Here is a 20,787-nt window from a genome sequence, read left to right on the forward strand (position 1 = left end):
TCATCTTCAGCAGTATTATTACCTAAAATCTTACTCGTACACCGCCCATGGGTTGATTATTCGACTTATTATCACAAAAAAGGTGATTTCTCTTTTACAGGAGAATCTATGCCCCAGCTTGTTCTCATGGCGGGTTGACTTTCATTATTTTCTTCGTTGACTAAACCATTCAGAGGTACGCTTGAGATAGGTAATTTCGGTAGGAACATGGTAGCCATTAGGAATCCGGGTCAGGATGCTTTGCGTACTCCCTAAGGCTTCCATGGATTTTAGAATTTCAGCGGTATTCAGGTAGGCAATGTATTCATCCTGATCACCGTGTAAAAGGTATAAGGGGAAATTAGGTTTCCAGCCCGAGAGATCATTGTCCGCTACCATTTTGGCTATCTCCGAAGTAGGATCCTGTAAAGCTGCTTTAAACTCATCCGTACAAATTTCGTGAAAGCTTTTCTCGATGTACTGAGCACTTTTAGGATTGGTACGAATTTGACTGGCATAAGGCTCCTTGAAGTAAAAATTCACGGGTTTCCACAAATTGTAAAACTCATTGTAGCTCAAGATTTGCCAGACGTAAATGTAGTTGGCCAGCTTACCAATGGTGGGCTGGGTGGTAATGAATTTAAAGAAAGAAGTCGTAGCGTAGGGACCCGAACCGCAGCTGCTGGCGGTCACGGTAAACTCCGTTGCCGCTTGCTCTTGCAGCATTTTCAGAGCCGCCAGGGTAGCGTATCCACCTTCGGAATAGCCCGCTAGAAAAAGCTGCTCATTCCAGCCGAGTTTTTTGACAGCTAAAAATTCCTTGGTAGCTCTGAGCATATCTACCGTAGCCTGAGCCAGACTCTTCCGATGCTCATAGGGGTGCTGATACATATCAGCCTTGCCATAACCAATGTAGTCCGGGCAGACGGTGATGTAACCCTGGCAGGCAAAATAGAGCGGTTGGCTAAAACTCGGGGTTGACAGATTCCAGGCCGAAGGAGCGTTATCGTGATCATACGCCGTGCCATGCTGTAGACTCAGCAGGGGATAAGATACGACTTTAGCCTGCCGGGGAACAAAGACTACCCCGGAAGCCAGAATGGGTGAGCCATCGGGTAACAAGGTACGGTAGGTAAGTCGGTAAATGTCGACACTATAGTCCTTCGGAGTATAGACTAAAGAGTCGTTGTAGGTATGGAGCTGAAGGAGTTCAGCATTGCTGTAATGGCCCGCCAAACTACTATCTACTACATATAAAAGTTTAACATCGGGCTTAGTGGTAGGAGTAGGCTCAGGGTGATCCACCGGAGTAATGGGATCGGGACCTTTTGAACAGGAAAACAGCGTGAGTTGGGTAAGCACTAAAAGGTAGATACTCCAGTATTTAGGTAAAAAAATATTCATCGTATAATAAAGAAAATGGGAGATCAATTCAAGTAAGAATGGGTAAGAGTCAGACTTCTACCCGGGCACTACTAGTTATTCTTCGGCTTTAGCTCTTTCACCATTGGAAGGAGTAGCACTCACCCATGACGTTCGTGCATTGAAGTTCACCGCCGGCATAGTTAGAAGAGGGAATAGCCTGACTGTTACTACCCACCGGATAACGTTTAATTGCATTGTCAATCGCCTTGGAAAAGGTTTGCATACCACTGCTATCGTCATGCAGAGCAGTAGCTTTTACCTGAGCCGTTCTTGACAGAGGGGATTGTTCGTATGCCGTTTTTGTGAAGTAATTGGCACCCCTATGAGGACTCTTGAGTACGTCCCCCGAATTACAGAAAGAATACGAAAGAGTAACTTGCTCGCCTACAGTGCTCAGCGTTACGGCTACGGGTAAATAGCACTTTACAGGGCGATGCACATAATCCATTTGTTGCAATAAGTACTCTGTAGCTTGATTGCAGTCATAAACGCAGATCAGCTTTTTTTGCTTTCCTAATTCGTCAGAGTAACTAATTTGAGAAACAGCCTGATGTGAATTTCCCCAATCAATACTAGAATTAGGCCAAGTGATCTGAGCATTAGGTTCCCGATACGTTCGGCTTATAACGTAATGTTTATTAGACGTTTGAGCCCTACTAATAGTGGAGAGGAGGCATATTATTACACTAGCGTATGTAAGCATACGGCAATAATACTTCGGATACATGTGTGGTGAATATATAAAATAAATACAGGGGAATAGCCTGTACTGTGCCAATGAAGTATAGGCTTACTAATCAACTAAATGAAAGCTGAAAATAGAACCAGAATCAAAACCTTAGGAGGTTAGGATAACGGGAGAGGGCCTGTACAAAGTAGAGTGTAGAAAGAAATTCATAAGAAGGAAGGTGGACAAAGGTGGATAGGTATGATACAAGCCTGTCGTACAAAATTATGGGAGCATAATCATTCTGGCAAAAATGAATGTTCTCACAATAAGAGACTTTATGACCTGAATAAACTGGTTATCAGCAATTCCATAAGGTTATTACTAGTATACTAGCAGACCATCACAGATAAAGATACGACAGTATTGATTAAGTTTCATGGGCGGTAGATGTATGAAATAAAGCCATAGAAATAGGGTATACAACTAATGAAAAGCCAAGTAAAAACTTTAATAACTTAGTTGGGTAACCACGAATATTTAGGCTTGAATGCTGCAAATAAATAGTGCATATTTTGTAAGTACAATAATTTTAACATTTATATGTTTTTAATCTATCTATAGATCGATATAATTCTTTATGTATTGATTTTACCAGTTCGCTTATCTGTCAATAAGAGTCAAATTATAAATTAAATAAATTCTAGACTTACGTTTTAGTCGGGCAAAGCTCAGTCGATAGTATTCTTATAGATTAAATCGTATGTAGCTTTTTATAAATGTAAAAGCTAGCCCAAATTTGAATTGGAATAATATAATATATGATCATTTGAATTTACTTCACCTACATTAACGCCGTTATTCATACTGAATTCTGTACATTAAATTCAACAGATAGCTATTGTTTTATAACTTTGGTTATGTTAAGTATTACCCTATACGCTCTTGCATTTCCTTCAACCATTGCCACTAATCCATTATAAATCTTTAGTAGTAATTGTACTAATCCAAAGTTAAGTATAGGCGTAAACAGAAACTGTACTCTCTTGCTGATGTGTATCAGTAAGCTACCCGAGCTGAATTCATCTTAATGCATGTAAGTCATTGATTACAGGTTATTTACTTAATCATTGAATCCTATTTCCTTCACTATCAGATCATTATCTATAACTAAATTTTCATTTTATACCTATAGAAAACTTATTTTTCATTATTATCGTATTTTAGATAACAATCAGATACCTAATCTAAATCATTGTTCGCTACGTTGAATCTGTCTCCTGGCTCCCGGAATTTGGATCATGTTGTATCGCAGCGTATATCAAATTGTTAACCCGTTCATGTCCAATTCTCCGTTATTATTAGTTGTTGAAGATGATGAAGATGACCGCGAATTTCTCCAGTCAGTGGTAGAAAAGTCGGATCATCCCTGTGAGCTAATCTTTGCTCATGATGGGCAGCATGCTCTGGAAATACTCAGGGATTTGTCTCCCCAGATGATTATCACTGATATTAACATGCCTCGAATGAACGGACTGGAGCTACTTGAGAGGCTTCGTTCCATGAAACAATGGCTTCATATTCCTGTCCTGTTTCTGACTACTTCACAGGGCGAAGAGACGGTAAAAGAAGCTTACCTGCAAGGGGCAAACAGCTACATTACCAAGCCAAGCACCCAGGATGGTCTTGTCTTAATTTGGGATCAGATCTATCGGTATTGGATTGAATTAAATAAAACTGCTTTTAATTAAACGTATACTATCAATCGTTTCTATTCACGGGGAGCACTGATGGTACAGATTCGGTAACTTTTTGCAAGTATAAAAACGCTTACCTGTATATTGTCGTCGGTACTAAAAGCGTACGCAGAAAAATGGGTAATTGGGTATGTACAAACAAAAATCCTCTACCGAATCGAGTCAGTAGAGGATTATAAAGCTAAAGGTGTTCCAATAAATTTGTATTAACTAAAAGCCATAACGTAAACTCAACGGGAATTGGTATGGGTTCCCGGCCCACGTTGAAGCTATTAGTAGAGGAAAGCACCTGACTGTTAGTTTATACTTTGTAGTATCGTTCCGCTTTTCCGCCATTTGGGGCCTGAAGGCGTTTTGAATAGGCTATCTTTATCTCTATTGCATGACAGCCGAAATAGCCCGCTCCAATTGATTGTCCCTACCCGACTGAAACGAGGGTACGTTCAGAGTAGCGGTGATATCCGGCGGAAATCCTACACCTTCGTAAACCACGCCATCTTTGTAGCGTAACATCTGGGAAGAGGTATATACGAGGTCAAATAAGGCCGTTGAGAATTGTCCGCCGTTGTAAAAAACTTTGGATGTTAGAGGCCCGTTAGCTCCCCAGGTTCGTTCACCAACAACGCGACCATTCCCATTCGGAAGAGCTTTGACCGCCATCGCCGTAATTTCAGCCATACTTACTGAATACTGATCGGTAATAACCACCACGGGCTTGGTGAATAACTTTGCCCCTGTTTTGGGCGTCACTTTCGCATCAATCCAGGGCGTATAGTCCAATCGACCGGGGCCGCCTTTCGAACGGGTCGCTCCGAAGGTATAGGCTTTATCGGTAAAGGCTCCCATCAGGAAATTCAGATCCGAAAGATTACCGCCTCCATTGCCCCGAAGGTCTAGAATGACTCCGGTAAGTGAATTGTCATTCAGGGCATTGAAGAAGTATTGCAGAACCTGACGTTCTGCTAGTTTTCCGTTTTCAAAACGATCCTTAAGATTGAATTCTGAGAAGTGGAAGTATAAAATACTATTACTGATTTTACCCGAAACCATGACCGTACCCGCCGTGCTATCTATGGTTCTTAACCCATTGCTACCCAGGTAATAAGGATAAACGTAATTGTAGTAATATCGCTCGGAAATGCCGGGGTGAAAATCCGGACGCTTCTGAATTCGCTTGTAAGCCGGACTAATCGTGGCCGAATCCAATAAAGCATTATTACTCGGAACCAAGGCGTAATGAGAGTCAACCAGATTAGCCGTCATTTCCCGGTAATAGGTATATGCCTTACGGATGTCGGTATCTTTATTAATGTTAAGCTGGGCAAAAAGGGGTTTATACTTTCTATAAATGGCATCCCAATCCGTAGGATCAATGTCCCAGAATACATAGTTGCTGTTCATGCCATTCCAGAAGGCTTCAAACTCCTCGCTGAAACTGCCTACCACATACTGTTCAGGTTGCTCCAGGTCAAGCAGTTCTTTCTGGCAAGAGACAACGCCCATCACCAGCAGGGCGGCTATTAACGAATAAATAAGTTTCATAACTATCTTATGATAAGCCATTTACGAGATATAATAACTCATAAAGAGCGGAAGTCACTAATTGGATGAAGTGGATTTTTTAGGCTTTTTAGCAAACTGATACAAACAACCAATCTGAGCCGTGTACGTCTGATTATACCGCGGAATCTGATTAATCATATAGTTTTTCTGCTGATCGGTAATGGACTGGTAATAACGCCCTTCCACAAAGAACTGATACTTTTTATACTGATAACTCATGCCAACGCCAGTCAGCCAACCCAGCTCCAGACGGTTATCTTTGCGTTCGTCAAAGGTGTAGGATTCGTTGTAAGAATAGCCGTTCTTCAGTTCCAGGTAACGGTCATATTCCTGGGTATCCGAGCTTGATTCGATGTCAGAAAAAATATTAGCTTGTACACCTTTGATCCGACCCATGCTCCAGTAAGAAGCATAACCTCCAAGATTAAGAAAACCTTTGAGCTTTTCACCCCCAAAAGTAAAGTGGCCCATCAACGGCAGTTGAACGTACGAGTTGATGTTCTTCTGATAAATTCCTTCAAAAAACTGCGTCCGCTTTAGCTCATAATTTTTTTGGATAAACTGCGGATCGGCCTGAATGGAAAACCAATCTTTAATTTTATACTGAACGGGAATTCCGACGGAGAAGCCATTCTGCGGCACATACTTGGTAAAAGACAGAGCACCCACATTGGTGTAGAGAGCATTTTGATTGTAACCGCCTTCGATTCCCACCGACCACTGGGCATAACCAGGAAGAGCGAATACCCACATCAAAAAGATAAGGCCCGTAAATTTGTTTTTCATGAAATACGTACTGACGTTTATTAAAAATCGAACTTATCATAAGTCCCACTTTCAAAGCTAGAACAAGTAATTAGTTTAAAGACTGCTTATTTATAAAACGGTCAAAGGATTGTTTTTACTTTTTTAGTAAGCGGGACCTTTCTGTCCTAAAACGTCAGGACCTTGCATTTGTTTGATATCTTTTTTGAAGCAGGATCTAGTACGCTGTTTTCTATACGTTCTTAATGAAAAATACGATGAATCTTTTGGGGTTATGGATTAAACGATTCCTACAAAAGCATCAAAGTTTTCCCGACTAATTACGTCAGCCGTTTCGGGTTTATAACTTTCCAGAAAGGTGCTTGAAAAACGGGCTTTTGCTTTAGGGTTCCATTTAAATTCATACGCCCGAAAACTTCCGTCCTGTTCTTCGACGTAATCAATTTCCTGCTGCTGATAGGTTCGCCAGAAGTAATTCCGAGTCCATTGCTGCGTATAGTGCAGATGTTTCTGACGTTCGCTTACCAGGAAATTTTCCCACAAAGCTCCTACATCACCGCGTAAGTTTAGTGGCTTGAAATCAGCCAGAATAGCATTCCGAATGCCATTATCATAAAAATATATCTTGCGGCTGCTATTAATCTCATTGCGAAGGTTTCGGCTAAGCGGCTGAAGTCGGAAAATAATGAATGCTTTCTCCAGTAGACTAATGTAACTCTCCACCGTCGCCCGGTCGATTTGTAGTAGCTGAGAAAGTTCGTTATAAGATACTTCCGAGCCTACCTGCAAAGCCAGAGCAACCAGCAATTTGTCTAGTATTTCGGGCCGACGAATACCACCGAAAGTCAATAGGTCTTTGTAGAGGTAACTCGTACTGAGCTGCTGCAAAACAGCCCGTTCGTCCCCCAGGCTCGTCACTACATCGGGATACATGCCGTAGAGTAACCGCGTTTCCAATTGCCGATGGGCTTCCAGGTAACCCGCCGAATTCGTTAGCTCAGCCCAGGAAATGGGGAACATCCGAAATTCCCATTTTCGTCCGGTCAGCGGTTCATTGATCTGATTAGCAAGTTCGAGTGAGGATGATCCGCTGACCAGTAACTGCCGTTCGGGCAATTGATCCGTTAATAATTTCAGCGTTAATCCGATATTCTGAATGCGTTGAGCCTCATCGATGAAGACGATTTTATTAGATCCCAGTATTTGCTTTAATCGACTGACATTGGCATTCTCTAACTGGCTACGCACATCGGCTTCATCGGCGTTAAGCAGTATGTAGGAACCTCTTTCTTCGCAAAGTTTCTTTAGCAAAGTGGTTTTTCCTACCTGCCGTGGTCCCAAAACGACCAGGGCTTTCCCCGTTCCCCAACGGGCATCCAATTGAGCTTCTAAAAGTCGCTTAATCATTAATTATTGCGATTGTATTCTACAAATTTAATAAAAAATGTAGAATATAATCGCATAATTTTAAAACTGCCGAGTGAGTGAGAAGTACTATTTCAGATGTTCTTTCCTTCCGCTGCCAGCTATGTACTTTCTGGAAGAAACCGCCTGTCTTAACCTATAATCTCCGAAGACGTTTATATTTACCTGATCGATCATCTTGCATGTGTCCATAACCCATGAAACATTCCTATTGGCTTTTATCGCTAGGCCTCGCCTACGCAAGTACCTGTATGTCACAATCCCTAGATTATCCGAAAACCAGAAAAGACGATACTGTTCGTGATCAATACTTTGGCACTTCTGTGGCTGATCCGTACCGCTGGCTTGAGAACGACACTTCTGCCGCTACCAAAGCCTGGGTTGTTGAACAAAACCGGCTTACTACGCAGTACCTGGAAAAAATTCCTTTCCGTCATACGATTAAAAAACGACTGGAAGCTCTCTGGAATTACCCTAAATACGGAGCTCCCTTTCGCATAGGTTCCTATTACTTTTTCTCTAAGAACGATGGTCTGCAAAATCAGGCAGTCATTTACTACCAGAAAGGGTTAACCTCTCAGCCTGAAGTATTTCTTGACCCGAACAAGCTGTCAACCGACGGAACGGTAACGGCGGGTTTCGCGGGTTTTTCCCACGATCATAAGTACGCGGCTCTGAGCATCAACCGGGCGGGATCGGACTGGCAGGAAATGGAAGTGATGGAGATTGCGACCCGTAAAAAGACAAAAGATCAACTGAACTGGCTCAAATTCAGTGGTGCGGCCTGGTATAAAGATGGCTTTTATTACAGTCGCTACGACGAACCCAAGTCAGGAGAAGAACTTTCGGCGGCCAATCGGTTCCATAAAATCTATTACCACCGATTAGGTACGGCCCAATCAGAAGATCAGCTAGTATTTGAAGACAAGGAACATCCCTTACGGTATTTCTTTGCTCAAACCACGGAAGATGATCGCTTTCTGATCATTAATAGCTCGGAAGGAACCGACGGTTCGGAGATTTGGGTGAAGGATTTAAGTAAAGGCCAAAAAGATTTCACCCTTCTTTTTAAAGGTTTCGATCATAACTATTCTGTGATTGATAATATCGGCGGCAAATTACTCGTACATACCAATGAAAAAGCTCCGAATTACCGCATTGCCCTGGTTGATCCGTCGACGAAACAGCAACAGGATTTTGTCGCAGAAAAACCCGAAAAACTCGAATCGGCGGGTACTGGCGGGGGCAAGTTGTTTGTCAATTACCTCAAAGACGCGTCAGATCGGATTTTTCAATATGATTTAAAAAATGGGAAGCTTGACCATTCCGTCGAGTTACCCGGCCTGGGCAGTTCGAGCGGCTGGGGTGGTAATAAAGACGATAAGGAGATTTTCTATGTATTCACTTCGTTTTTATACCCGTCAACCATCTTCAAATACACCATTGCTACGGGTAAATCGGAGCTATTCCGCAAGTCGGAAGTAAAATTCAATCCGGCTGACTACGAGACGAAACAGGTCTTTTTTCCAAGTAAGGATGGCACGAAAGTCCCCATGTTTCTAACTTACAAAAAAGGGCTGAAACTAGACGGCACCGCCCCTACCCTGCTGTATGCTTACGGGGGCTTTAACGTGAGTTTGACTCCGGCGTTTAGTACTTCCAATATTATTTTACTGGAAAATGGCGGCATCTACGCTCAGGCTAACCTTCGCGGGGGTGGCGAATACGGTGAAAGCTGGCACAAGGGTGGTATGCTGGAGAAAAAACAGAACGTATTCGACGATTTCATTGCAGCGGCGGAGTATCTGCAAAAAGAAAAATACACCAGCAAAGAACGGCTGGCCATTTCAGGGGGCTCCAACGGTGGTTTGTTAGTGGGAGCGGTAATGACGCAGCGTCCTGATCTTTTCAAAGTAGCTTTTCCCGCCGTGGGAGTGATGGATATGCTTCGCTTTCACCAGTTTACGGTAGGCTGGGGTTGGGTGGTTGAGTATGGTTCCAGTGCTCAGTCGAAGGAAAGCTTTGAGAACCTGTATCGCTATTCGCCCCTGCATCAATTGAAAGCAGGAACGGCGTATCCGGCCACGATGGTAACCACAGCCGACCATGACGACCGGGTAGTGCCCGCTCATAGCTTTAAGTTTGCGGCTACCTTGCAGGAAAAACACCAGGGACCTAATCCAGTCCTCATTCGCATTGAAACTTCTGCCGGACATGGAGCTGGGAAACCGACTGCCAAAATCATTGAAGAACAGGCGGATAAGTGGGCTTTTATGTTCGAGAATATGGGAATAAAAACCGTTAAATAGGTTTGCTTTATTCTCGGTAAAAATACCCCTGGTCCAACAACTGGGGGTATTTTTTTACAGCATGACGTAGATTTACCACGTACCTTCGTCCGGCAGTTATTTCATAATTATCAGTTTTTATAAGTCGATTGAGCCTGTGAACAATATCCATAACGAACTGCGAACGGTGCAGGTAACCCGTTACGTCACTCCTTTGCGGGAGGGCGGTTCTTTGCCAGCCATTGTCGAAGCCGACGACGGTTTTCTTTACGTCCAGAAATTCAGAGGAGCCGGACAAGGGATTAAAGCTCTTATTGCGGAGTTGATTGGTGGTGAACTGGCTCGTTTTCTGGGTTTTAAAATTCCTGAGCTCGTCTTCAGCGAACTTGACCCGGACATGAGTCGCACCGAGCCTGACGAGGAAATTCAGGATTTGTTACGCACCAGCGGCGGGCTAAATCTGGCCCTGCATTACCTCTCGGGAGCCATTACTTTTGATGCCCTCGTTACGACGGTAGAGCCCTTACTGGCCTCTCAGATTGTTTGGTTTGACTGCCTGATTACCAACGTAGACCGCACCGCCCGTAATACGAATATGCTCATGTGGCACCGGGAGCTCTGGCTCATTGACCACGGAGCTTCGCTTTACTTTCATCATAACTGGGATAACTGGCAAGCCCAGAGCATCCGTCCTTTTGTGCAGGTGAAAGACCACGTATTATTGCCCCAGGCCTCACAACTAGCCGAGGTAGATCGCTCGTTCCGTTCCATCTTGACTCCTGAACGCATTGAAGCCATCGTAAGTCTGATTCCCGACGACTGGTTACTTGTCGATCCTTCGCTGGGAACGCCCGAAGAGCAACGACAGGTCTACATTCAATTTTTACAAACGCGACTCGCCGCGTCGGAAATTTTCGTCAAAGAAGCAGAAAATGCAAGAAAAGCACTTATTTGAGTACGCCGTGATTCGCGTAGTCCCACGCGTGGAACGGGAAGAATTTATGAACGTCGGCGTTATTTTATACTGCCCGAAGCAAGGCTTTCTTCAAACCAAATTCATGCTCGACGAAGGCCGATTATCAGCCCTTTATTCCAAAATTAATGTAGGAGAATTGTACGAACGATTACGGGCCTTTGAAAAAGTTTGTGCGGGAAAAAAAGAAGGCGGCGTCATTGGTCAGTTACCCATTGCCTCCCGTTTTCGCTGGCTGGCGGCCAATCGGAGTACAATTCTGCAAACCTCCCCTTTACACACCGGATTCTGTCAGGATGCGAACGAAACACTGTCGAGGTTATTTACGCAATTGGTAGAAAATTAATGCCCCTATTATACCTGTCATTCCAACACTTTATTTTCTGGTAATTAGTTTCTAATCGTTTCTCCCCGCAGTCGCTCGGCTCTGCCGAGCGACTGCATATTCGTTAATTGTCAACGTTCGGAACGTTGACAATTAACCTTTGTACACGCATTTCCCTTCGTGATACAAAGCCTTCACGGGTGAATTACGAGCTACTGCTTCCGCTGAACAACTGGCTTCCACCAAATTAAAACTGGCTTTATCCCCTGCTTTTGGCCATTGTTGTTGACCAGATTCATCCAAAGGAAGAACATTACCCGTGGCAATGCCCAAGCATCTGGAAAGCTCTAACTCGCTGGAATAGCCATACAACTGAGCCATCAGATTGGCCTTTTGAATCATACTTCCCGTGCCGAAAGGATTCCAGTGATCGACTACGCTATCCGTACCTGTCATGACGGAAACGCCGTGCTGATGTAGCGTAGGAATGGGCATGATTACCTTTCCAAAAGGAATCGTTGAAATGATCCCAATCTGAGCTTCCGCTAACTGCTGGGCGATTTCTTCCAGTTGTTTTCCTTCCAGTTTTCCCAGAATAAAGCAGTGGCTTAGAAAGGTTTTACCCTTTAAAAACGGATTTTTATTTACCTTTTTAATGAGATACTGAACCGTTTTTAGGCCACTTTCGCCCGATTCGTGCAGGTGAATGTCAATGCCTTTTTGATAATCCAAAGCAAGTTGAACCGTAAAATCAATAGGTTTTTCAACGCTACCGTCAATGCTAAACGGATCAAGACCGCCAATGAAATCAATGCCCATCTGGGCCGCTTCCTTCATTAACCCTTCAGATCTGGAAAGACCATGTTGCGGGAAAGCTACGAGTTCCGCTGAGAAACCTTCCTTCTGATGCTCGAGGGCTTTCTGAAGATTTTTGAGCGAATTAAGCTGTGAAGCGGGTTCGATATTCACGTGACTCCGGGCAAAATCAGAGCCTTTGGATTGTAATAATTCGATTAATTTTTCGGCCCGTTCCGTGGAGGTTTTTAGCATACCCGGCAGGATTTTCTCCTCCAGTGCAATCATATCCTTCACTGACTTTTGCCGCTTGGAACGAGCTTTCCATTCACCGCCATAATAGGTTTTATCGAGGTGAATGTGCATATCTTTCGTGGCGGGTAACAGCAAACAACCTTTAGCATCGATGGCTCCATTAACATCCCGATTGGGTTGAATGGACTTAATTTTCCCTTCTTCAATTACCAGAACAAACAAATCTGTTTTCGTCCGGGTCACTTCCAGATCATCGCGTTCAAATCCTGTTTCCAGACGAACATTTTTTAGAATAATCTGAGCCTTTTCCGGTTCCTGATGGACCGAATTCGCTGCCCAGGCATTGGTTACTAATCCAGCTCCCATAACTCCGAGGATTTGTTGAAGAAAAGCTTTGCGAGTAAGCATCTTGGATATCATTTGAAGCTGCAAAAGTAGAAGCGACGCCAAAGAGACTTGTTATAAAAAAATCATAATAACTTGTAAATATTATAACTGCTCTCGAAAAGTCCGGGGAGATATACCTGTATGTTTTTTAAAGAAATTGGAAAAATACGCCAAATCTTCAAAACCTAAGTCGTAAGAAATTTCCTTAACTGACCGATCTGTAATTTGTAATAAACGTTTGGCTTCCAACAGTAATCGGTTATGAATCAGCTCTCCTGCCGAAAGGTTGAGGTGTTTTTTACAGAGAATGGTTAAATAGTTAGGAGTAATGTGAAGACGGTCGGCGTAGAAGGTTACTAACTTTTCAATTTTATAATTCTCTTCGAGTAACTGTAAGTAATTTACCAATATCGGAGAAGCCTTTGAAGGAAAGGCCTGATTTCGCTCCAGCTCCCGACTGATTAACCGAGCGATAATTCGGCAACGTAAACCAACTAATGTCCAATCAGGTAAGGCAAGTAATAATTCTGCTGATAATTGATCAAATTCCTGCCGAAATAGAAGATACGCCTTTTCATCTAATTCAATAATTGGCGTGGCTAACAGAGGTGAAAACTGCAGGTAATCCGTAAACGTCTGCACCAAAGCCTGACTCATCATTAACTGATACCCTTTCGTAGGATCTGCTAACTGCCAATGGTGTACCTGACCGGGTAAGAGAATATGAATTTGCTGGTTAGCGACGGGATAATCAACAAAATCAATCGTATGCGTTCCCGAACTTTCCTCTACCAGGAAGAAGAGAAAGAAATCGTGCTTGTGAGGAACCGTAATCGTGTTTTTTCCATGAGTCAGATGGTTCAACAAACGCACCTCGTTCCGTTCATTTTCCTGAAAATGGTCTAATCCTAAGGTCGGAAATACGAGATTCATGAAGATTTGCTGAGATGTTCTTATTGCGAAAGATACACAAGTGGCGGCCTCATCCTTTTACCCCTGAGCATTTGTTGGGATTACTATTCTAAAAGCCTTCTCTAAAGAATTTCTAATCAGGAGTGTTCGAAACCTTTAAGAAGAATACGTTTAGAATAGACAAAAGATCGTGAAGGTTTCCAAATCCAGAATAGCATAAGAATGTTTTCCTAGGTAGAGACGCGACTTCATCGCGTCTGGCTGAGAGATGAAAAGAATTGACCAGTATTAAAAAAACGCCTCTTACCTAGACGCGATTAATCGCGTCTCTACTTAGTGTAAATATCTCTATTGCAGTCGCTCGGCTCTGCCGAGTGACGACTTGGCTGTAGGCCTCTGGCCGTCTCCCCAAAGACAATAGAAGTAAGCTAGATAGTTTGCTACATCCAAGTATTTTTCAATCCTATCGGCCAGAAGGCCTATTTATCTATTTCGTCACTCGGCAGAGCCGAGCGACTGCGAGAGAGTAATAAGAACGTTTTCCTAGGTAGAGACGCGACTTCATCGCGTCTGGCCGGGAGATGAAAAGAATTAACCAGTATTAAAAAACGCCTCTTACCCAGACGCGATTAATCGCGTCTCTACCTGATGTAATAATTGCTAGTTGTATTTTGAAACGAGGACTAGACGAGCTAGTTCTTTCATTAATCTGAATGACAGAATGTTACATATCCCTCTTCTCAACAGCAGGCTACAGAATGAGCAACCCAAAAGAGCAGATATGCTCCATAAAAAAGTTGCCAGCTAAAAAGCTGGCAACCGTTGCGTAATGATCTTTATACAATTATGCTTTATTAAAATTTAGTTTATGAGCTTTCTGTTGGGCTTTTAAGGCTAGCTCTGTGGCCAGAAAACAGTGCTCCTGCGACATGGCCGTTTCTGTGCGGTTGATGACATCATCAACCAGTAACTTCCCAAAGGGCAAATCCACCTGGCTGCAATCGATATAACGGGTTTCTTTCTGGTTCACCAAAAACAGGTGATTCCCCCCTTCTCGCCCGGCAATATCAATGTTCTTACGGATTTCGATATAGCCATCCGTACCCAAAATGGTAAGACGGCCATCGCCCCAGGTTTTTAGTCCGTCGGGCGTAAACCAGTCTACCCGGATATAACCCGTACCACCGTCCCCGCGAACCATTAAATCTCCAAAATCCTCGAAATCAGGGTATTTTGCAAAATGAACATTCCCCGTTTGCGAAGCTACCACTTCAGCTTTAGTCGATCCGGTAAAAAACAAAAACTGATCGCATTGGTGAGAGGCAATATCACAAATGATTCCACCGTAGCGTTTGCGGTCAAAAAACCAGTCCGGGCGACTCATCAAACTAATGCGGTGAGGGCCCAGTCCAATCGTCTGTACCACCTTACCAATGGCTCCTTCTTTTACTAAATCTCCCGCTTTAACGGTCGCTTTGTTTTCAAAACGCTCGCTAAACATGATTGAAAAAATACGCTTCGTTTTCTTCTGCACCCGGCGTACTTCCGCTAGCTGATCCAGACTGGTAATGCCCGGTTTATCCACCATATAGTCTTTTCCGGCTTCCATTACGCGAACGCCCAGAGGACCCCGTTGATCAGGAATAATGGAACTAAGGATCAGTTGCGTTGATTGATCTTCGAGTACTTCCTTCTCACTTGCTGCCTGCTTCGCCTGCGGGTAACGTTTGGCAAAGGCTGCGGCTAAATCCGCTTCTTTCGAGTAAAAAGAAACCAGTTGTCCACCCCCACGAATCACCGCTTCTACCTGCCCGTAAATGTGGGAGTGATTAATGCCAATCACTGAGAATTTCAGTCGCGGATTGTCCCAGGTTTTAGCAGGCGTTGGTTTGGCTCTAGAGACCGTATTTGCCAGCGTAGGCAAGGCCATTAAACCAGCAGTAGCGGTTACCGATTGCCGAATAAACTGCCGACGATTTTCTTCTTTCATAGAGGTTCAGGGGAGTAATAGTTAGAGTTATTTCGATTTTTTTGCCAACTGTAACGCCTGTGTAGTGGTGTAATACTTCGAAATCATATTGGGCACTTCCCAGTCGGGTAACTTCCCAGTTTTCAGATACTTGAGGTAATTTTCGGTTACCCGGCCAAAGTGTGCTTCATGACCATCCTGATACTTTTTGGGAATCACTACTTCCCAGCCTTTTTCTGTTTTCTTCAATTCTACGCCCGGATACGTCTGCTGAATGGTTTTCAGGGCCGCCCTCATTTCGGCTTCGGTTACTTTGTTGGCAACGGGTTCAATAGTTAGGGTCGTTACAAAATTCTGCTCGGGTCCCTGACGAATAATCAGATTGGCTTTCGTTCCCCGCATGATGGAGTAATGCGTATCGCCGCCACCTTCGGGAGCTTTATACGCCCAGATTACGGAAACTTTCGCGTGAACCCCTTTCAATTGATAGTTGATCTCGCCATTACTATACACCTTCAGAATGCTGTCTTTGACAATGCTTGGTTTCAGGTAAGCCGGGAAATCTTTTTGTTTGGTAATCGCATCAAACTGACTACGGGTCATATCCGTCGTCCAGCGGCGAGCTGAGTTAAGCTTAATATCTTTCTGGTAATCAATGCTTTGTTCTGGAAAACATTCCCACTGAACCAGATCTACCAGGTGCGTGGTAACGTCAACAATCCCTTCACCCTGCTGATTAACATCCATAAACCAGGTGGGCCGAGTAAGCACTTTTCCTGAAACGTATTTATAGAAATGGTGTACACTTTCCTTGGTTACTGCCGGATTGTCGGGCGTTCCTTTTTCCAGCTTTCCAAACACCGATTCAATCTTCGAGAATTCACGTTGCAGCGTGGTGCTGATCTCAAAACGCTCCGTCATAATATCGTAGAGCAGTAAATTCTTCTTCTCGGCTGTGTCAAAGGATTCTTTCAACTTTTCAAAATCTTCGGCCCGGATGATCATCGGTTTATCAGAAAGCACATTGAACCCGGCTCCGATTGATTTCTGAATGTATTCGGCTTTTTTCTGGTTATTGCCTGCCAGCACCACCACATTACCCGCCTTTTCCTGAAGCATTTTCTCGAAGTAATGCTTCCCCTGATAGACTTCTTCTTCCCAATGGGTAGGGTTTTCCGCCCGTTTGTTATAGCCTTCAATTTTATCCAGATGCATCTGCAAATCAGGGCCATCGGGAGCGTAGACGTATACTTTTGGGCTTACTTCAGGGTACATGCTTTTTTGAACCAAAGCCGCATGAAAGTGGCCCGGGTCCAGGGTAATCAGGTGAACAGAAGCTTCACTGTTTTTTTCAGATTTTTCAGAACAGGCCATTAAAGCAGCCACACAAAAGCCCAGCAAAGAGGTTTGACGAAGATTCATTAGTACAGTTTAGTGTTTATTGTTTGGCGTTTTGAGTTTAGAGTTCGATGTGAAATTTCATCTTTTCATCGGATTTACAACCCAAAACTCTAAACTCAAAACTTTTTAAACCCTTTTAATCGCGTACGCTTTGCGTTGCGGTCGGGATAGTAATTTGTTTGCTTCAGCGTCGTTTTTGAATTGCTCTTTTTGGGGATCCCAGTAGAGCTTTCGGTTGAGTTTCATGGCAGCGTGATGCAGGAGACAAGCCGAGCAGGAACGGTGTCCCACTTCTGCCGGAGCAATGGGTTGTTGATTTGCTGCGATACTTTCCAGCCAGTTTCCGTGGTGTTCTTTACTGACGGGTAAATGTATCTCTTTCGGTCCGATTTCGGTTGTTAACAACTTGGGATCACTCGCATCCAGAGCTTTAGAGGCCTGTTGTTTGGCCGAAGGATCACTTGAAGTAACCGCAGCATCACCCCGGGAAACGAATACCCAGCCGTCGGTCCCTTCAAACTTAATGCCGTTAGGCAGCTCGTTACTAACCACCATTCGAACGCCATTTTCGTACAGAGCTTCGGTCCGAAAAATGCCGTGTACATCCCAGAGGCCACTTTTCGGAAAATCAGCTTTCCCCCAAATCTCTACCGGACCCGTTAATTCCGTATTCATCGCCCAGTGGGCACAATCAATGTGGTGTGATCCCCAGCCCGTAATCATCCCGGCACCAAACTGCTCACAACGCAACCAGCCCGGACGGTCATAACCTACCTGCGGGTGTACCCTTTTTTCGGTATAATATACCTCAGGCGTCGTGCCTAACCAGAAATCATAATTCAGGTTTTTAGGAATCGGCATTTCCTTTTCCTCATCGCCGGAAGGATCACCGGGCAGGCCAACATACACCGTTTTTAGTTGTCCGATGCGTCCATTCCGAACGAGTTCGGCAGCATAACGAAATTGCGAAGAAGATCGCTGCTGGCTTCCTACCTGCACAATTTTACCGGAACGCTTCACCGCATCGGCCATCATTCGACCTTCGCTGATGGTCAGAGAAGCTGGTTTTTGCATATACACGTGCTTACCCGCCTGCACCGCGTGAATGACCATCGGAGCATGCCAGTGGTCAGGGGTGCTAACCAGTACGGCATCAATATCTTTGTTCGCCAATAATTCACGGTAATCCCCGTAAACCTGCACCCCATCGTAATCTTTCCCGCTTTTTTTACTGTAATAGTCATTCACCAGTTTTTTGGCATCCTGAGCTCGGTTGGCATCCACATCGCAAACGGCCATAATCAGGGCATTGTCATACTGCCAGACGCCCGGAATATCATGTCCCCGGGAAATACGCCCCGTACCAATGGCTCCCACGTTAATTCGATTGCTCGGTGCATTTTTACCAAAAACAGAGGAGGGGACGATGCTGGGAATACCAATCAAGGCCGAAGCAACCGTTCCTTTGGCAGCCAGATCCAGAAATCTGCGTCGGGAAAGAGATTCGTTAGGGGTCATCATTTCATTGCATTTAGAGGTTTTGTCAGGCCGTCTTTTTCATTCCTTGATGGCGTTACCTATATGACTTCCAATAGGGCTTTACAACCTTACTCTTTGTACCTAACTCTTTCATGAAGCTAAAAAAAAAGCACGATTTCATTCCAGGATTAACCGCGTAAGGCTCAGATCATCGACTATTTTTTGATAGAATGTTCTAACAGTCAGTTCTTTAGTCTTGGCAGTCATCGGTACGTTCCCTCTTCCTTTTCGAACCCTTCCTACTCAGACTTTCATTCTTTGTAGCGAACGAGTATAAAGGTTTGTTTTTGAGCTTTACTTTGAAGAATATGTTAACACTTCTTTCTTCCAGTTGTAAACGAATGAACCATTTCTGCTTAAGAGTTTTTCTGTGCATTACCGTCCTGTTTTACGGGCTACAGCTTCAGGCTCAGAAGCATACCTTTACTTTAGGTCAAGAGCATTTTCTGCTCGACGGTAAGCCTTTTCACATGATTAGTGGCGAAATGCACCCCGCCCGCATTCCAAAAGAATACTGGAAACATCGCATTCAGATGGCCAAAGCCATGGGCTGTAATACGATTGCAGCTTATGTTTTCTGGAATTACCACGAACAAACACCAGGTCACTTCGATTTCAGATCCGACAACCGAAACATCGCCGAATTTATCAAACTAGCTCAGCAGGAAGGACTTTGGGTATTACTGCGTCCGGGGCCTTATGTATGTGCAGAGTGGGATTTTGGCGGTATTCCTCCCTATCTGTTAGCCCAGTCCGATCTGAAAGTTCGCTGCATGGACCCAACCTATCTGAAAGCTGCCGAGCGTTACATTAAGGCTTTGAGTAAAGAAGTTAACCATCTTCAGGTAACCCAAGGCGGGCCTATTCTGATGGTTCAGGCTGAGAATGAATACGGGAGTTTCGGCAACGACCGAGAGTACATGCAAACGGTACAAAAGCTGTGGCTGAAAAATGGAATCAACGTTCCTTTTTATACAGCCGATGGCCCGGCAACGGCCAATCTGAAAGCCGGCAGTTTACCCGGAGCAGCAACCGGACTGGACCCCGGAGCAAGTCAGGCTGATTTTGATCTGGCTCGTAAAATGAACCCTGGTGTTCCCGTTTTTTCAGCGGAGACTTATCCGGGCTGGTTGACGCATTGGGGCGAAAAATGGGCTCGACCCGATACGGCTGGCTTATTGAAAGAGGTTCGCTTCCTGCTGAAAAACAAGCTTTCGTTTAACCTGTATGTCATTCACGGCGGAACCAATTTTGGGTTTACGGCTGGAGCTAACGCCTTCAAGCCTACGGAGTATCAGCCCGATTTAACGAGTTACGATTACGATGCTCCCGTGAATGAGCAGGGCCGCCCAACGCCGAAGTTTTATGCTTTGCGTCAGGCCATTCAGCAGGCAACGGGCCACACCCCTCCAGCTCTGCCCGAAGCGATTCCAGCCATGGAAATTCCGGCCATTCATTTAAACGCTTACGGTTCGGTTTGGAATAATTTACCTCCAGCCAAACGAGTAGCTCAACCTAAGCCGATGGAGGCCTTCGGTCAGAATTCTGGTTTCATTTTGTACCGTACGAAATTGAACGCCCACACCAGCGGCAAGCTGTTAATCACAGAATTACATGATTATGCTACGGTGTTTGTGGATGGGAAATACGTAGGCCATGTCTACCGGGATGGGGGTAACCACACCATCACCTTACCCAAAACTGATTCAAAAGAACCTATTCTGGATATTTTAGTGGAAGGCATGGGTCGCATCAACTTCGCTGAATTCATGATTGATCGCAAGGGAATTACCGAACGCGTTTCACTTAACGGCATGACGCTCATGGACTGGCAGGTGTATAATTTACCTTTTACAAAGGATTACATTCAATCGCTGAAATCGTCTGCCGAAGTAGCCGGGCAACCGGGTCGTTTCTTTAAAGGAACGTTTGAGTTATCAGAAACGGCTGACACGTTTTTTGATTTGAGTACGTATAAGAAAGGCGTGATTTATATCAACGGTCATAACCTGGGTCGTTACTGGGAACGTGGCCCCCAAACCCATTTGTATTGCCCCGCATCCTGGCTAAAGAAAGGGACAAATGAAGTCCTCATCTTTGATCAGCATCAATTGGAAGCGGCTACGATTTCGGGCAAAAAGACGCTGGAGTAATTTTCTTTATATCCTTGATATACAACAAACAGAAAAGGCACCGGACTGAGTGCCTTTTCTGTTTGTTGTATACGGAGAATTTAGAAATTATCGCAGTCGCTCGGCTCTGCCGAGTGACCCAATAGCAGTAGGCCTCTGGCCGTCTGAGGCAAATAGAATGGACAGAACGCTATACGAGCTCGCCTAATTTAAAAAGCTTTGACTACACT

Annotated in this window: 15 protein-coding genes; 5 read left to right on the top strand and 10 right to left on the bottom strand. The window is 44.3% G+C overall.

The features are described 5' to 3' along the window. Positions 1-144: 144 nt before the first annotated feature. Complete coding sequence (locus QE357_RS20870; RefSeq protein WP_309711905.1) at positions 145-1,383, bottom strand: lipase family protein; 1,239 nt, start codon at positions 1,381-1,383, stop codon at positions 145-147. Positions 1,384-1,480: 97 nt separating this feature from the next. Further along, the gene (locus QE357_RS20875; RefSeq protein WP_309711908.1) at positions 1,481-1,843 is read right to left on the bottom strand and encodes a hypothetical protein; all 363 of its coding nucleotides are present in this window, start codon (positions 1,841-1,843) and stop codon (positions 1,481-1,483) included. 1,568 nt (positions 1,844-3,411) lie between these two features. Between QE357_RS20875 and QE357_RS20880 the strand changes: the two genes are divergently transcribed. Beyond that, positions 3,412-3,822, top strand: a complete 411-nt coding sequence (locus tag QE357_RS20880; RefSeq protein ID WP_309711911.1) for a response regulator — start codon at positions 3,412-3,414, stop codon at positions 3,820-3,822. 381 nt (positions 3,823-4,203) lie between these two features. Here QE357_RS20880 and QE357_RS20885 read toward each other — a convergent pair whose 3' ends face one another. The 3 genes from QE357_RS20885 to QE357_RS20895 all read right to left on the bottom strand — a co-directional run bounded on the left by QE357_RS20885 (position 4,204) and on the right by QE357_RS20895 (position 7,563). After that, the gene (locus tag QE357_RS20885; protein ID WP_309711914.1) at positions 4,204-5,370 is read right to left on the bottom strand and encodes a S41 family peptidase; all 1,167 of its coding nucleotides are present in this window, start codon (positions 5,368-5,370) and stop codon (positions 4,204-4,206) included. A 57-nt stretch (positions 5,371-5,427) separates the two neighbouring features. Continuing rightward, entirely contained in the window at positions 5,428-6,177 is a 750-nt protein-coding gene (locus QE357_RS20890; protein ID WP_309711918.1) for a porin family protein, read from the bottom strand. Between the two features lie 258 nt (positions 6,178-6,435). Continuing rightward, positions 6,436-7,563: an ATP-binding protein gene (locus tag QE357_RS20895; protein WP_307143587.1), complete on the bottom strand. Its 1,128-nt coding sequence runs from the start codon at positions 7,561-7,563 to the stop codon at positions 6,436-6,438. Between the two features lie 269 nt (positions 7,564-7,832). Here QE357_RS20895 and QE357_RS20900 point away from each other — a divergent pair, with 269 nt between their 5' ends. The 3 genes from QE357_RS20900 to QE357_RS20910 all read left to right on the top strand — a co-directional run bounded on the left by QE357_RS20900 (position 7,833) and on the right by QE357_RS20910 (position 11,188). Next, on the top strand, positions 7,833-9,890 hold the full coding sequence (locus tag QE357_RS20900) for a prolyl oligopeptidase family serine peptidase (RefSeq protein WP_309711922.1): 2,058 nt from the start codon (positions 7,833-7,835) through the stop codon (positions 9,888-9,890). Between the two features lie 136 nt (positions 9,891-10,026). Further along, positions 10,027-10,824: a HipA family kinase gene (locus QE357_RS20905; protein WP_309711925.1), complete on the top strand. Its 798-nt coding sequence runs from the start codon at positions 10,027-10,029 to the stop codon at positions 10,822-10,824. Next, positions 10,802-11,188 (top strand): DUF3037 domain-containing protein, encoded by a 387-nt coding sequence (locus tag QE357_RS20910; RefSeq protein ID WP_309711926.1) that lies wholly within the window; start codon positions 10,802-10,804, stop codon positions 11,186-11,188. The genes QE357_RS20905 and QE357_RS20910 overlap by 23 nt, the downstream gene beginning before the upstream one ends. 132 nt (positions 11,189-11,320) lie before the next feature. Here the strand turns inward: QE357_RS20910 and QE357_RS20915 are convergent, their stop codons facing one another. From QE357_RS20915 to QE357_RS20935, 5 genes are all read right to left on the bottom strand, one after another. Continuing rightward, the gene (locus tag QE357_RS20915) at positions 11,321-12,625 is read right to left on the bottom strand and encodes an amidohydrolase (RefSeq protein WP_309711929.1); all 1,305 of its coding nucleotides are present in this window, start codon (positions 12,623-12,625) and stop codon (positions 11,321-11,323) included. An 81-nt stretch (positions 12,626-12,706) separates the two neighbouring features. Continuing rightward, complete coding sequence (locus tag QE357_RS20920; protein WP_309711934.1) at positions 12,707-13,537, bottom strand: helix-turn-helix domain-containing protein; 831 nt, start codon at positions 13,535-13,537, stop codon at positions 12,707-12,709. An 823-nt stretch (positions 13,538-14,360) separates the two neighbouring features. Beyond that, a complete protein-coding gene (locus QE357_RS20925) occupies positions 14,361-15,506 on the bottom strand; it encodes a Gfo/Idh/MocA family oxidoreductase (RefSeq protein ID WP_309711937.1) in 1,146 nt (381 codons plus the stop codon). A gap of 27 nt (positions 15,507-15,533) precedes the next feature. Beyond that, positions 15,534-16,907: a putative oxidoreductase C-terminal domain-containing protein gene (locus QE357_RS20930; protein ID WP_309711940.1), complete on the bottom strand. Its 1,374-nt coding sequence runs from the start codon at positions 16,905-16,907 to the stop codon at positions 15,534-15,536. Between the two features lie 105 nt (positions 16,908-17,012). After that, on the bottom strand, positions 17,013-18,407 hold the full coding sequence (locus tag QE357_RS20935; protein ID WP_309711943.1) for a Gfo/Idh/MocA family oxidoreductase: 1,395 nt from the start codon (positions 18,405-18,407) through the stop codon (positions 17,013-17,015). A 359-nt stretch (positions 18,408-18,766) separates the two neighbouring features. Between QE357_RS20935 and QE357_RS20940 the strand changes: the two genes are divergently transcribed. Then, positions 18,767-20,578, top strand: a complete 1,812-nt coding sequence (locus QE357_RS20940; RefSeq protein ID WP_309711946.1) for a beta-galactosidase — start codon at positions 18,767-18,769, stop codon at positions 20,576-20,578. The last annotated feature ends 209 nt before the right edge of the window (positions 20,579-20,787 follow it).

The organism is Siphonobacter sp. SORGH_AS_0500 (assembly GCF_031453245.1).
GTDB lineage: Bacteria > Bacteroidota > Bacteroidia > Cytophagales > Spirosomataceae > Siphonobacter.